Raw genomic sequence first — 14,122 nt, forward strand, 5'->3', positions numbered from 1 at the left:
AAACATTAGCCGATTGCCCCATGCGCGGCAAAACGCATCACATGGAAAATGCGCCGACGATGTCTGCCTCGGAAAAGATCAGGCCCGGCAGAAAGCCCTGCTGTTCGAAGAACAGGCGTCTTGATGCATCCGCGGTAAAGACGGCCGCCTGTTCAACTGCAGCTTCAACCTGATCGTCTGATGGAGCAACGACCGAGATCCGCCGGTCTAGACCCAATTCTAGCAACAGGCCAGCAAGCGATGGTACGTCAGCCACGCTGTCGAGGACGAGAAGTCGAATGTCGGGAGCAGCGTTCACTTTGTGGGCAAGCGATTGCACAGCACACATCAATGGGAGCTTCTCGGCAATGGCCTTGACCTCCGCCACATGCCCGTAGCCGTGATAGGCAAGTCGTGCATAAATCTCGTAGGCCTTAGCGAAATCCTTGTTCGCAAACCACATCCGCAAGGCAACAACCATGCGTTCGAACATCAGCTTGCTGCAGGCCATGTCGAGACGGGCCCTGTTCTCTGGTTGAAGATCGATCTGTTTCCGGAGAGATCCGAGATAGAGCAAATATTCGAGCCCGCCCTTGTATCGATCCCAGGCATGCATGGCCTCCTCATGCCCGGCCTGTACGCCACGCTCTATCCTGGAGCGCGTGACGGAACGGTAAAACGGTTTGTTCAGAAACCCCACAGCGCCAATGTCTATAGCGTGAGCCAGGAAAGCGAAGGCCCAGAAGCAAAAGTGTCGTTGGACGTAGATCGCCCGCAATGCCTCGGTGCGGTACACGCAAATCTCCGGAAAAATGTGTCTTTCCGTGATGAACGCGAAGAGACCCAGGAAATTCCATCGCTGAAAGCGACGCGGCGATTCAACCTCGTAGAAAAGCTGGAGGTCTCTCTCCGCAACCGCATCATATAGGGTCCATGGCGCATGACAGACCACCATGTCCGGATTCTCGTCGAGATGGTCGATGACGGCTTTGAGGTTGTCCCAGATCAGCAAGTCGTCATCGGCAAGGTAGAGCGCATACTCTCCCCCCGCATGGCCGAAGGCATTGGCGAGGTTTGGCCATCCGCCTCCATTCACGTCGCGCTTCAGATATCGGATCGGCAATCCCTCGGCGATAAAGCGCTCGACAACTGCCGTTGTATCGTCCGTCGAAGCATTGTCGGAAATGACGATCTCGTGGCTGAGATCCGTCCCCGCCTTGTCCGCAAGCGTTCCGAGCAAATGCTCCAGAAAGCGCGCCCGGTTGAAGGTCGGGATGCAGATGCTGAGCTTGATGTCGGTCATGACCGTTCCTTTACGTAAGCGGCAAAGGCCGCGTCCCTGTCGCCGATCAGCGAGGGTTCTGCCGGCCACTGAATACCGAAGGCGGGGTCGTCCCACCGCGCGCCACGGGCTGCCGCCGGCACATAAACCGTCGACATCTGGTAGAAGACCTCGCAGTCGTCGTCGAGCGTCAGGAAACCATGCGCGCAACCCGCTGGAATGTAGAAAGCGTTGCGCCTCCTCCAGTCGAGCTCCAAAGCATCCCATAGGAGATAGCTCGGCGAGCCCGGTCGAAGATCCACGGCCACGTCAAAAACCCGGCCGCGCGTAGCGCGCACCAGCTTTGCCTCGCCGTACGGTTCCGCCTGATGATGCAGTCCGCGCAGCGTCCCTTTCTTGGGATTGAAGGACGTGTTGCACTGGGGAAATTCGCTGGCCAGCCCGCGCGCTGCAAAAGTCTCGCGACAGAATGTGCGCGCAAAAAGTCCGCGCTCGTCCTGATGCGGTTCCGGATCGATAAGGAAAGCGCCCGAAATTCGGCTCTCGGTAAACTTCATCCGATCACCTGCAAATGCGGGATCGCCACCACGAAGCGACCGCCCCAGGAGGCGGCGTCGATGGACGACACAATCTCCGACGCGATGTTCCATGGTAGGATCAGCACGTAATCCGGACGCGTCTCGGCAAGTTTGTCCGGCGAAAAGATCGGCAGACGACTGCCGGGAAGTAGATGCCCCTGCTTATGCGGACTGCGGTCAACCACGTATTCGATCAGATCGGTTCCGATGCCGCAGAAGTTGAGAAGCGTATTGCCCTTTGCAGCAGCGCCGTAAGCAGCAACCGTTTTGCCCTCCAGCTTGGCCTGACGAAGAAATGTCAGCAAACCGTCCCGCACTGGCAGAATGGTGCCCTGAAAGGCTGCATAGCTGTCGACATCCGTCAGCTTGGCATTCGCCTCGTCATCGCGCACCTTAGCAACACGCTCACTAATGCGGCGTGTCGAGCTACCCTCTTCAATACAGGCGGAGACTCTGAGGCTGCCGCCATGCGTCGGAAGCTCCTCGACGTCGAAGACCATCAGACCGTGACGAGAGAACACGCTCTCCACCGCCAGAAGCGAAAGATAGTAGAAGTGCTCGTGATAGATCGTGTCGAACTGCACGTTCCTGATTAGTTGCAGCAGATGCGGAAACTCGAGGCTGATCGCGCCTTCCGGCTTCAGGAGCATCGCCAGGCCGGCAACGAAATCATTGATATCGGGGACATGGGCAAGCACGTTGTTGCCGATCAGCAGATCGGCCGCATGCCCCCTTGCCTTCAGATCGGCAGCCGCCTCTCGTCCGAAGAAGCGGCATTCGGTTGGCACTCCCGCCGCACGCGCCACGTCCGCCACGTTGCGGGCGGGCTCAACGCCGAGAACCGGGATTTCCCGTTCGACGAAATGCCGCAGCAAATAGCCGTCATTGCTCGCAACCTCCACCACCTGTGATGCCGTTGTCAGTCCGAACCGCTCGATAGCACCGATGGCAAACCGGCGCGCATGCTCCACCCAGCTGTCGCTGAAAGATGAGAAATAGGCGTAGTCGCTGAAGATATCTTCCGGCGACGCAAACGCGTCAGCCTGGACCAGCAGACATTCGGAACAGACGAAGACCCGCAGCGGATAGACTGGATCGGGCCTGTCGGCCAATTCAGGCTTCACATAGGAGTTCGCGAGTGGCGTTGCACCGAGATCAGCGAACAGTTGCTTCAGCGGGCTCGAACAGGAACGGCAGGCATGTGTGGTCATGCAGCCAGCCTTTCATAGGCTGCGATCTGCCGGATTGTGAATGCCCGCATATCGGCTCCCGACAGCATGGCCTTGTACCAGCCACAGGTCCACTGGATGGTTTGTGCGCGATCCAGCCGTGAACGCCAACCGAGCGAACGGTCGGCAAGTGTCGAGTCGAGCGACAACTGCCGCGCTTCAGGCGGATGAGGCCCTTCGGCCGGTATCCAGCCGTTCCGGATGCCCCATACTGAAGCGAGTTCATCGGCCAACTCGCCGACGGTTGCGACATTGCGGGGATCCGGACCGAAATTGATCGCCGACGGAACATCATGACGAGCCTCGGTCAGAGCCTGCGCATAGGCGAGATAGCCGCCCAGCGGCTCCAGAACATGCTGCCAGGGGCGCGTCGCCTCGGGATAGCGCAGCGCCAACGGCTTGCCATCGCCAAAAGCACGGACAGCATCGGGAACAAGCCTGTCTTCCGACCAGTCGCCACCGCCGATCACATTGCCAGACCGCGCGGTCGCAAGGCGAATACCAGCGTTCGCCATGAAGCTGTCGCGATAGGACTCGCAAACGATCTCGGCGGCCGCCTTGGATGCGCTGTAGGGGTCCTTGCCACCGAGAGGGTCGCTTTCGAGATACGGCGCTCCGTTTGCGTTCTCGGCATAGACCTTGTCCGTGGTTGCCACCACCACGGTCCGGACGGAACCGCAAGACAGCACAGCATCCAGCAGATTGACCGTTCCGCCGACATTGATGGCAAAGGTTAGGGCCGGCTCCCGATAGGAACGCCGGACAAGCGATTGCGCAGCAAGATGAAAGATGATTTCCGGCTCCGCACGCTTCACCATGTCTGTCAAGCCGGACGCGTCGCGGACGTCGCAGATGCGGTGCGCCTGCCCACCCCAGTCCCCCACCAGCCCATACATCGCCGGAGCTTGGTCTGGTTGAAGCGCAATGCCGCTGACGTTCGCGCCCAGATGCTCGAGCCAGAGACACAGCCAGCTTCCCTTGAACCCGGTATGTCCCGTCACTAGAACACGCTTTCCCGTCCAGAACGACATCAGTCCCAGACCTTCCACGGCGCGCGCCCGGAGTTCCACAGATCCTCCAGCATCATCCGCTCGCGCAACGTGTCCATCGGCTGCCAGAACCCGTCGTGCCGATAGGCGGCCAGCTGCCGGTTGTCGACGAGCGCGTTCAGCGGCTCGTTTTCCCAGACCGTCATGTCATCCTCGATGAGATCGATGACGGACGGATCGAGAACGAAGAAACCGCCATTGATGCGCTGGCCGTCTCCCTTCGGCTTCTCGAGGAATTCACTCACCAGATGACCGTCGAGCGCGGCGGCGCCGAAACGACCTGGTGGCGAAACCGCGCACATGGTCGCCTTAAGTCCGTGTGACCGGTGAAAGGCGATTTCGGCGCTAATGTCGACATCGCCGACACCGTCGCCATAGGTCAGACAAAAGGGTTCGTTCGGGTCGAGATAGTCCCGTACCCGGCGGATACGCCCCCCCGTCATTGAGTTCAGACCTGTATCGACAACCGTCACCCGCCAGGGCGGCGCCTCACGTTGGTGATATTCGATCTGCCGCGTGCCGAGTTCGATGGTCACGTCGCTGTGGTGCAGGATCAGGTTTACGAAGTATTCCTTGATCATGTAGCTCTTGTAGCCGGCACAGATGATGAAATCCGTCAGCCCGTGATGGGAGTAGATGTTCATGATGTGCCAGAGGATCGGCTTTTCCCCGATCTCGACGAGCGGCTTCGGACGAAGAATCGTCTCTTCGGCAAGGCGGGAGCCAAGACCCCCGGCAAGAATTACGACTTTCATTCCATCAATCCGGCCGGTGCATGGGTGCCGAGGCACCGTCATGAGATCGTCTTAGCTCTCAGACTTTGTGTGAACCTTGACGGTCGTGCCTGATATCACTTCACCAGCCAGGCACCGGGTGCGTTCGCCCACGGAAAGCGCGTGAGCGGCTTCTCGATCTTCCGTGCCCGTGCGAACTCGTCCCAGGCGATCGTCTCGCCCGGCCATTTGCTGGTTGCATACTCGTCGAGAACGAGGACACCGCCAGGCACGAGCCGGTCCCAGCATTCCTCCAGGATCACCCGCGTCGGTTCATAAATGTCGACGTCAAGATTGAGCAGACAGAAGCGTGTCTCAGGGTTTTCCTTCAGCCATGCCGGCAGCGTCTTGCAGATATCGCCCTTGACGATGCTGCCGCGGTTCGCCGGGATTACGGAATCAGCATTGTGAAGGTCGAGCAATGCCTGGAACTCATCAAGAAAGCTCCCGGAACTCAGTCCGCCGATTTCCTTTTGGATGTTGCCATCGGTCCCGCCGTCCTGTTCCGCGAGATCCGGAAAACCTTCGAAGCTGTCGAAGCCGATGACCTTCTTGTGGGTGGCGGTCGGCGTGAAGGTTTCGAGAAACTTGTGCCAGCTGAAGAACGATTTGCCGAAATAGACCCCGAAATCCGCATAGTGGCCAGGAAGATCGATCGTCAGCTTGAAGAGCTCATAATGCGCCAGTTGTCGAATGAACGAACGGCGGCTTGCATAGACCGGAAACAGGTCGAGATAGTGCCGCACATCGTGGGGCCACTTTTCGATGAGCTTGTTCAATTTCTGGAAGAACGCATCTTCACCGGCAGACGGATAGTAGAAGGTATCGGATGCCATCGGTTCTCTCCTTGGCTCATGCCGTTCGGCGATGTCTCAGATCCGGCGAAGGAAGCCGTCGGCTGCCGCCGTGATCGCGATCTTGTGCTCGATCGTCTTGTCCGTCTCGAAGGCGAGCCTCTCGCCGTCCGCAGCCTTTCGCCCCTCAGCCGACAACAGGCGCTGATACGCCCACACCGCCGTCTTAGGATTGTCGCCCCTGCCCCAGGGGCGATCGGCACACATTTCGTCTGGCAGGTCTTCGACGCCGGTATCCCAGACGACGCAGTATGAACCCTTCGACGTTAGCGGTGCATAAGCCTCCAGTTCGGCCAGCACATGCTCGTGCGTATGGTTGGAATCCAGAAAGACCATGATGCGGTCGTAGCCTTGAGCATGCGCCTTTACTTGCTCGACGACCTCCGACGCGATCGACGAACCTTGGATCGTGACCATCTTGTGCGCCATCGGATGGCTTTCTATCGCGGCCCGATTGTGTGCCCTGATATCGATGTCGACGCCGACGACCTTGCGGCGGCTTGCCCGCGGATCGAGTACGGTACCCGCCTCGATCGCATCGCAGTAGTCGAGCATGGCCAGCATCGAGGCGCTCAAGACCAGGGACCCGCCATGGGCGATTCCGGTCTCGATGATGAGGTCGGGGCGACAGGTCCAGATCAACTCCTGGATCGCATAAACGTCCTGCGGCACCTGGATGACCGGCCGGCCGAGCCAGGTGAAGTTCTGGGCGTATTCCTTGCGGATCGATTCGCGGACCCAGATATTCGTGAGGCCGATGAAATCGCGATCCTCGCCGATCCTTCGGATGTTTCGAGCAACACGTTGGCGAAAGTCTTCTACGGGATCCATATCCGTTTTCCTGCGTGGTACGGGTCAGTCGACCCAGCAATAAAGCACTGTTTCCATCAGCTGCGGCGAATGGTGACGAAGGGCGAACTTGTAGTCGGGGACGAGAGAGCGGATATATCTGGCGATTGTCGGTACGTCCGAGGGGTAGTGATAGACACAGATGGCGAGCTTCGGCCGGCAGGCTACAATCGTCTTGGCCGCCCCGGCAAGCAGGGCCATCTCCATTCCCTCGACATCGGCTTTGATGAAGGTCGCCGGCGCCCCGGCAAGGTATTCGTCGAGAGATACGGTAACGACGTCACCCTCGGATGAAGGATGGAGCGACATGCTCTGCAATTGGCCGCTCGCGGTCGCGCCGGCCATAATTGCGGTCTGATCCCCGAGCCCCGCGCGAGTGAGCTGGATGACATCCTCATCAAGAGCCCATTCCTGGCGCAGTCGGCGGCCGCGTGCTTCCAGCGCATCGAACTGTCGCGGAGACGGCTCGAACGCGTATATCTTCTGGAAGACGCCGGCATTGGCCCAGATGAAGCGCTCAACGCTGTCACCGACATAGGCGCCGGCATCGACATAAATTTCCTTCGCCGCACCCGCAAACCTGGGCAGGCAGAAATATTGGTCACGCTCCAGCACATTTTTAAGCGGAGCGTGGTCACCAGTTAGCATGGCCATCATCACAACGCGAAGGGTCTCTCGAGAGCGATCGTCGGCCATCAACACATGGATGTCCACGAAGGCATCGAAGTGGTTCGCAACATACCAGGCATCCATCGAACACCAGGGAGTGCCAGACGGGCTAATGACAGCTGCAACTTGCTGGACGGAGTGCCGGGCCGTTATCAATATAAGATCAAGATCCGTCGAACATATGTCTTTCGGAGAGGAAATCGGCAGGCCGCAAAAAACCTCTCCATGCCGCACTGCGTTTCCATCGAAACACCCGGCCGGCTCTATTCCAAGGCTCCGCAAAAATTCCACGGTCCATCGACCGAGAAAGCCGGTGCCATAAATGCCAACTTTCAGCGAATGTGTCAGCATGCCTGCCGGCGCCACTTTCAACACCTGGTCGCGCTGTCTCTCGAGTGCCGCGATAGAAACGTCAGCAGTCACTGAAGCTCCTCCGGCAATGCATAGACAACCGCCCCCGTCCCGCACCAGCTGTGCAGCCGCATCAGAAAACGGTAGCCTCTTAGTTCGCTCATCAGCCAAGACGGCGTCCGCCAGATGCCGTCGTCATTGTGATAGATGGTCGCGGCGATGATCGGCCGGCACCGGTTGATCGTCTCCATCCCACCCTTCAGAGCGTCGAGTTCTCCGCCTTCAAGATGAAGCTTGAGGAAATCGGGCGAAAGATTGAGCCCGTCGATGGTGGCGGTCCGCAAAAGGCGATTACCTGTCTGGGACAGCTGAGAGGCATAACCGAGCCCACCATGGAACAGCCGCTCCCGCTTGGTGGCATCGAGCGCCTCGTTGAGGATCGTTACCCGTCCCGAGATGTCATCAGGCTTGGCCAAAAGGCCCTGCCTATGAGCAGCGGAATTTTCCAAATCCGGCTCAATGGCGACGACATGGGCATCATTGCTTTTGGTGTTGGCCAGAAAGCGATCGGTGACCCGACCGTCATAGGAACCGCCGTCGACAAACATCCGGACACCGCCGATATGCGCCATAATCTCCGGGATGAAGAAGCGATCGTCTCCCCTGACCGGTGCGTCCTCGAAGGTCCACTCCTCCCTCAATCGCCGCCAGGCGATGAACTGCAGGTGATGGGCCCTTGAAACATCGTCCTCCCAGCCAAACAGGACGCGCGCGGTTTCCTCCATGTCCTGCGGGGAAAACGCGCCGACGAACCAGCCGTTCGAAAGCGGGTGAACCGCTCTCAGACTCTCGGCTACGTCATAGAACGGAACGACGTTTCCCCAGCCGTCCCGCGCCAGTGTTTCTGCCAGTGGAAGGAAGGGTGCTGTTGCCACACATACTGCCAGCTGAGCAGTCGCTTTGAGGTCCTTGGCGACCTCATCGGGTGCGAAAACCGGAAGCCCTTGCCAAAAAGCGTCCTGCCGCAATCGCTCTGCGTTCCGATCGACAAGCGCTGCGACCTCGAGACCGAGGCCGGAGCAATAGTCCCGTGCCAGCCGGCCCAGGTCGCCGCCCCCATACAGGACCAGAGGTGGCTGGACAGCCGCCGGAGAAAACCGACACTGTGCTGCATCAATACCACGTAGAAGCTCTCCGGCCGTTCTCGTATCGGGCACGCTATCGAAGGCGCGGCTTCCATATCCGGACAACCCGATCCGAGCGCTAGTGTCGTCTGCGGGGCGCACCTGCTGGGCAAGCGCCATCTCAGTTCCGCCTTGCGGTTGTTGCCGACTCTGTCACGATGGCCGAATTATTCCATGGATTCGCGATGAACTCTCCGTTTTCCTTTAGCAGCAACGACCTTTTGCGAGCCTTGCCGTGAGCACCGTGCTTCTGACGGGCGCCACCGGCTTCGTCGGTCGGCAGATCCACCGTCACCTCGTTCGACAGGGCCACGACGTTAGAACCGTCGTCAGATCCTGCAGCGCTATGCACCTCGCCGCCCAATCGTCGGACATCGTCGAGACTGACAATCTTTTCCGGGAAACCGCGGAGTGGTGGGCCGAAACGTGCAGAGGTGCGGACACCATTATCCATAGCGCCTGGTACGTTAAACACGGCGTCTATCTCGACGCGCCGGAAAATGCGGAGTGCGTGGAAGGCACTTTTGCCATGGCCGAGGGAGCCACCCGCGCCGGTGTCGGCCATGTCATCGGCATCGGCACCTGCATGGAGTACCGGTTGCCGGGCGATCGTCTCGACGTCGCCTCGCCTGTCGAGCCGTCGAACTTTTATTCCGCCTGCAAGCTTTCCACCTACCATATGCTGCGGGAGTGGTTCGCCCCGCGCGACACGCTCTTCTCGTGGTGCCGCATCTTTTATCTCTTCGGCGAAGGAGAGGACCCCCGTCGGTTGGCCGCCTATCTCCGCGGCCGGATCGAGGCGGGTGAGGTCGCCCGCCTGTCCGCCGGAACCCAGCTTCGCGATTTCCTCGACGTGCGGACAGCCGGCGCGATGATCGCAAGCGTCGTGGAGACGCGACAGCCTGGCGCAATCAATATTTGTTCAGGTGAACCAATCACGATTCGCGCCTTCGCGGAACGGATCGCGGATGCTTATGGCAGACGGGACCTGCTGGAGTTCGGCGCGATGGCACCGCACCCCTCGGACCCGAGCGCTGTCGTCGGCGTCTGCAATCTCGAAGGTGCATCGATGCTGCTGGAGAGCCTGAATGAAAGCACAGCTGAAGCCGAGAATTAACCTCGACGACCGGACAGCCCTGGAGACGGTGATTCCGCTGGAAACGCCGTTCATCGTCTTTGTCGATCCGGCAAGTTCGTGCAATTTCAAATGCACCTTCTGTCCGACGGGCCATCGCGACATGATCGCGGAAACCGGTCGCTACCAGGGAGCGATGAAATACGAGGTGTTCCAGAAGGTCGTCGATGACCTCGGCGAATTCGACAGGCCCATCAAGGTCCTTCGTATGTACAAGGACGGCGAGCCTTTTCTCAACAAACGCTTCGCCGACATGGTCGCCTACGCCAAGAAGAGCGGGCATTGCGACTACATCGATTCCACGACCAACGGCACATTCATAACGCCCGAGCGCATGGGACCGGTCATCGAGGCCGGCTTGGACAAGCTCAACATCTCGGTCGATGGCATGACGCGGGAGCAATATCAGCAGTTCACCGGCTTCAATTTCGACTTCGACACGTTCGTCGAGAACGTGAAGTGGCTCTACGACAACAAGGGCGCGATGGAGGTCTCCATCAAGATTCCGGGTGAACTGATCACCGAAGCCCAGCGGCAGGAATTCTTTGACACCTTCGGTGACTATTGCGACCGCATCTTCATCGAGAATTTCGCACCCTGCTGGCCGGAATTCGACATCGAGAAGCATACCGGCGTGAAGATCACCGGCGGAATCTACCAGCAGGAGATCGGCGACACCGACACCTGTCCTTACATCTTCTATGGCTACTCGGTGAATGCCGACGGCCTCGTCAGTTCCTGCTTCCTCGACTGGGGCCGCAAGCTTGTTATCGGCGACGTCCGCAAGGAGACGATGAAAGATATCTGGAACTCCGACCGCATGAATGCGCTCCGCCTCCAGCACCTCGAAGGTCGCCGACGCGAGAATGGCGTTTGCGGCAATTGCGGACAGTTGAGCCACTGCCTTCCGGACAACATCGACGCCCACCGACCGTTGCTGCTCGACCGCTTCAAGGGCCATCTCGGAGCACGCCATGTGGGTCCGGCCCCCGGCGGACTTAAGATTCCCGACCTGAGCGCCGCAGAATGAAGATCCTCCACATCACCGCCCATCTCGGCGGCGGCGTCGGCAAGGCGCATTCAAGTCTGATCAGTGCCGACGCCCTGTTCGTCAGACGCCACTATGTGCTGCTCGAAGAACCGCGCGATACCCGCTACGCCGAAAGCCTGGTCAAGAGCGGGGCCACGCTGACGATAACCCCCAGCAAGGCGACTATTTTACAGCTGGCGGCGGAAGCTGACATCGTTCAGATCGAGTGGTGGAACCATCCACGTCTCTACCATTGTCTCTGCGAAAACGACTGGCCGGTCATGCGCACGCTGATCTGGTGCCACATATCCGGACTCACGCCGCCGCTTATTCCGCCGGCTTTGCTGCCGATCGCGGACCGTTTCATGTTCACATCGCCATGCTCGCTCGCACTGTTGGACAGAACCAGCCTGCCGGCTGCGTCCCGCGCCAGGATCGGTGTGGTCAACAGCGGCTTCGGCTTCACCGCGAGGCAGCGTCGCAAGGGCATCACCCGACGCGACGGATCGGTCGCCTATCTCGGCACCGTCAATTTCAGCAAAATGAGCCGGGACTTCTTTTCGGTGGTCGATGACGCTGGCGACAGCAAGATGCCCGTCGCCATATGGGGAAGCATCGAAGACAAAGGCGAGGTCATACATGCCGCCAACGCGATGCGACGCCGGGAGCGCGTGCGCTTTATGGGACATGCGGCGGACCCCGCTTCCGTGCTGCAGGAAGCCCAGATCTTTCTCTACTTGCTGAAACAGGATCATTTCGGTACGGCCGAAAACGCCCTCGTTGAAGCGATGTCCTGTGGCTGCGCGCCCCTGGTTTTCCCCAATACACCGGAACTGGCGATCGTCACCGATGGTGAAACAGGCTACGTCGCCGAAAATGCCGACGATGCGGCAAGACGCCTGCGCTGGATGCGTGAAAATCCGGCGGAGATCGAGGCGATCGGGCGCAACGCCGCAGAACACGTCGCCGCCACACGTCTTCCCGTCTATAGCGCCACGGCCTTCGCCCGCCTCTATGGAGAACTTTTGGTTCGGCAGAAGCGGCGCGTCGAGTTCCGGGCCGTTCTCGGAACAACCGCCGCTGACTGGTTCATGGGGACGCGAAACCCGCTCGCCGACGACCAGTCCGTGTCACCCACTCCCGGCGACAGCGCATCGAAGGGAACATTGTCGCATTTTCTGTCGTGCTATCCGCAGGACGAATCGTTGCTGGAGCTCGCGGCCGCCTCGGGCTGATTTCGACATGTGGCCCGACGCTCGCCGTTTGCACTCGACGCTCTATTGTTTGGCGCCCCTTCTCAATTCCGCTAAGGAAGAATAACGCGGGCACCATCGAGAAGGAGCGTCCATTGACGGAAACGGACAAGATCACCCATCGACGTGGTTTCGGCGTCTCCGCCGTGTACGAGACGCTTCGAAACGAGATTATCGAACTCAGGCTCGCACCCGGCAGCCCGCTCGACGAACAGCAGCTGTCCGATCGCTTCGCACTCTCCCGCACCCCGATCCGAGAGGCCCTGGTACGGCTCGCGGCTGAAGGACTGATCACAACGCTGCCAAACCGCGCCACGGTCGTTGCCAACATAGACTTTCTAGCCCTGCCGGAGTTCTTCGACGCGCTCACGCTGATGTACCGCGTAACCACGCGGCTTGCTGCGGCGCGACACATACCGTCCGACATCGACACCATTCGCGATCTCCAGGCGGCCTTCGAACAGGCGGTCGGCAAGCGGGACGTGCTCGCAATGATCGCGACGAACCGTGATTTCCACGTGGCAATCGCCAAGGCCGGTCGCAACCGGTATTACACTGACCTCTTTACTCGACTGCTGGATGAAGGCCGTCGCATCCTGCGCCTCTACTATTCTTCGTTCAACGACATGCTGCCCCGGCAATATGTCGCCGAGCATGAGGAGATCATCACGGCGATCGTCGATCGTGATGTCGACAGGGCAGACGCTCTGGCCTCTGCCCACGCCGACCAGATCGTCACACAGATCCGCTCCTACATCTCAGCAGAATCGAGAGACAGCATCGACCTCTGAAGGCTGCCCCGATCGGGATCAGAGGCGTAATTCGACCCGAACTCGAATCTTGTATTTTTTTTGTCGACAAGAATTCGACATAGTGCTACCAAACGCCATGTTCCACTGAAACAGGCCCGGCAACACCAGCGCCGGTGGCAGGATGCGAAAATGACAGCTTCAGTCTTTACGGGATGCATTCCCGCCCTCATGACGCCGTGCAAGCCGGACCGCACGCCGGATTTCGATGCGCTCGTCCGCAAGGGCAAGGAACTGATCGGCCTCGGCATGTCCGCCGTCGTCTATTGCGGTTCGATGGGTGATTGGCCGCTGCTCACCGACGAACAACGCCAGGAAGGCGTTCGCCGTCTCGCGGAAGCCGGCGTCCCGGTTATCGTCGGCACCGGCGCAGTGAACACCAAATCGGCCGTCAGCCATGCCGCTCACGCGGCGAAGGTCGGCGCCAAGGGCTTGATGGTCATTCCGCGCGTCCTGTCGCGTGGCTCTTCGGTCAGCGCCCAGAAGGCCCATTTCTCCGCCATCCTCGAAGCGGCGAACGGGCTTCCGGCGGTCATCTACAACAGCCCCTATTACGGCTTCGCCACTCGCGCCGACTTGTTCTTCGATCTGCGCGCCCGTTTCTCGAACCTGATCGGTTTCAAGGAGTTCGGCGGCAAGCAGGACATGACCTATGCCGCCGAGAACATCACCTCCGGCGATGACGCGCTGACGCTGATGGTCGGCGTCGACACAGGCGTCTACCACGGCTATGTCAACTGCGGTGCTGGCGGCGCCATTACCGGCATCGGCAACGCACTCCCGAAGGAAGTGCTGCACCTCGTCTCGCTGTGTGAAAAGGCAGCCAAGGGCGACCCTCAGGCCCGCCGTGACGCCCGCGAACTGGAAGAGGCCCTGATGGTGCTCTCGACCTACGACGAAGGCCCCGACCTCGTCCTTCACTATAAGTACCTGATGGTGCTGAACGGCGACGCGGAATACACGCTGCATTTCAACGAGACCGACGAACTGAGCCCGTCGCAGCGCCGCCATCTGGAAAACCAATACACGCTCTTCCGCACCTGGTACGCCGCCCGCTACCCGGCCGCCTGATTGTCTCCGGACCACGGAAGGCCGCTC

General features: G+C 59.7%; 14 protein-coding genes. 5 read left to right on the top strand and 9 right to left on the bottom strand.

Annotated features, from left to right (window positions below; translation table 11 throughout):
* Positions 1-37: 37 nt before the first annotated feature.
* The 9 genes from J5J09_RS20995 to J5J09_RS21035 all read right to left on the bottom strand — a co-directional run bounded on the left by J5J09_RS20995 (position 38) and on the right by J5J09_RS21035 (position 8,917).
* Positions 38-1,282 carry a glycosyltransferase family 2 protein gene (locus J5J09_RS20995; RefSeq protein ID WP_208554177.1) on the bottom strand — a complete coding sequence of 415 codons (1,245 nt, stop codon included), beginning with the start codon at positions 1,280-1,282 and terminating at the stop codon, positions 38-40.
* On the bottom strand, positions 1,279-1,818 hold the full coding sequence (rfbC, locus tag J5J09_RS21000; protein WP_208554178.1) for a dTDP-4-dehydrorhamnose 3,5-epimerase: 540 nt from the start codon (positions 1,816-1,818) through the stop codon (positions 1,279-1,281). The genes J5J09_RS20995 and rfbC overlap by 4 nt, the downstream gene beginning before the upstream one ends.
* Positions 1,815-3,050, bottom strand: coding sequence for a class I SAM-dependent methyltransferase (locus tag J5J09_RS21005; RefSeq protein ID WP_208554179.1), 1,236 nt, complete (start codon positions 3,048-3,050; stop codon positions 1,815-1,817). Before J5J09_RS21005 ends, rfbC begins: the two co-directional genes overlap by 4 nt.
* Entirely contained in the window at positions 3,047-4,108 is a 1,062-nt protein-coding gene (gene rfbG, locus J5J09_RS21010; protein ID WP_208554466.1) for a CDP-glucose 4,6-dehydratase, read from the bottom strand. The genes J5J09_RS21005 and rfbG overlap by 4 nt, the downstream gene beginning before the upstream one ends.
* Positions 4,099-4,872 carry a glucose-1-phosphate cytidylyltransferase gene (rfbF, locus tag J5J09_RS21015; protein ID WP_208554180.1) on the bottom strand — a complete coding sequence of 258 codons (774 nt, stop codon included), beginning with the start codon at positions 4,870-4,872 and terminating at the stop codon, positions 4,099-4,101. The genes rfbG and rfbF overlap by 10 nt, the downstream gene beginning before the upstream one ends.
* A 95-nt stretch (positions 4,873-4,967) precedes the next feature.
* Complete coding sequence (locus J5J09_RS21020; RefSeq protein ID WP_208554181.1) at positions 4,968-5,726, bottom strand: TylF/MycF/NovP-related O-methyltransferase; 759 nt, start codon at positions 5,724-5,726, stop codon at positions 4,968-4,970.
* 36 nt (positions 5,727-5,762) lie between these two features.
* Entirely contained in the window at positions 5,763-6,575 is an 813-nt protein-coding gene (locus J5J09_RS21025) for a cephalosporin hydroxylase family protein (protein ID WP_208554182.1), read from the bottom strand.
* Between the two features lie 24 nt (positions 6,576-6,599).
* On the bottom strand, positions 6,600-7,346 hold the full coding sequence (locus J5J09_RS21030) for an FkbM family methyltransferase (RefSeq protein WP_208554183.1): 747 nt from the start codon (positions 7,344-7,346) through the stop codon (positions 6,600-6,602).
* 335 nt (positions 7,347-7,681) lie between these two features.
* Complete coding sequence (locus J5J09_RS21035) at positions 7,682-8,917, bottom strand: FkbM family methyltransferase (RefSeq protein WP_208554184.1); 1,236 nt, start codon at positions 8,915-8,917, stop codon at positions 7,682-7,684.
* Between the two features lie 115 nt (positions 8,918-9,032).
* Here J5J09_RS21035 and J5J09_RS21040 point away from each other — a divergent pair, with 115 nt between their 5' ends.
* The 5 genes from J5J09_RS21040 (at position 9,033) to J5J09_RS21060 (ending at position 14,095) form a co-directional block, all read left to right on the top strand.
* Positions 9,033-9,914 (top strand): NAD(P)-dependent oxidoreductase, encoded by an 882-nt coding sequence (locus J5J09_RS21040; RefSeq protein WP_348646500.1) that lies wholly within the window; start codon positions 9,033-9,035, stop codon positions 9,912-9,914.
* A complete protein-coding gene (locus tag J5J09_RS21045; RefSeq protein ID WP_208554185.1) occupies positions 9,886-10,962 on the top strand; it encodes a radical SAM protein in 1,077 nt (358 codons plus the stop codon). Before J5J09_RS21040 ends, J5J09_RS21045 begins: the two co-directional genes overlap by 29 nt.
* Positions 10,959-12,197, top strand: coding sequence for a glycosyltransferase (locus tag J5J09_RS21050; protein WP_208554186.1), 1,239 nt, complete (start codon positions 10,959-10,961; stop codon positions 12,195-12,197). The genes J5J09_RS21045 and J5J09_RS21050 overlap by 4 nt, the downstream gene beginning before the upstream one ends.
* 113 nt (positions 12,198-12,310) lie before the next feature.
* Positions 12,311-13,006 carry a GntR family transcriptional regulator gene (locus J5J09_RS21055; RefSeq protein ID WP_208554187.1) on the top strand — a complete coding sequence of 232 codons (696 nt, stop codon included), beginning with the start codon at positions 12,311-12,313 and terminating at the stop codon, positions 13,004-13,006.
* A gap of 150 nt (positions 13,007-13,156) precedes the next feature.
* Positions 13,157-14,095 carry a dihydrodipicolinate synthase family protein gene (locus tag J5J09_RS21060; protein ID WP_208554188.1) on the top strand — a complete coding sequence of 313 codons (939 nt, stop codon included), beginning with the start codon at positions 13,157-13,159 and terminating at the stop codon, positions 14,093-14,095.
* Positions 14,096-14,122 lie beyond the last annotated feature (27 nt).

The sequence above is a fragment of the Ciceribacter sp. L1K22 genome (genome assembly GCF_017599385.1).
Classification (GTDB): domain Bacteria; phylum Pseudomonadota; class Alphaproteobacteria; order Rhizobiales; family Rhizobiaceae; genus Allorhizobium.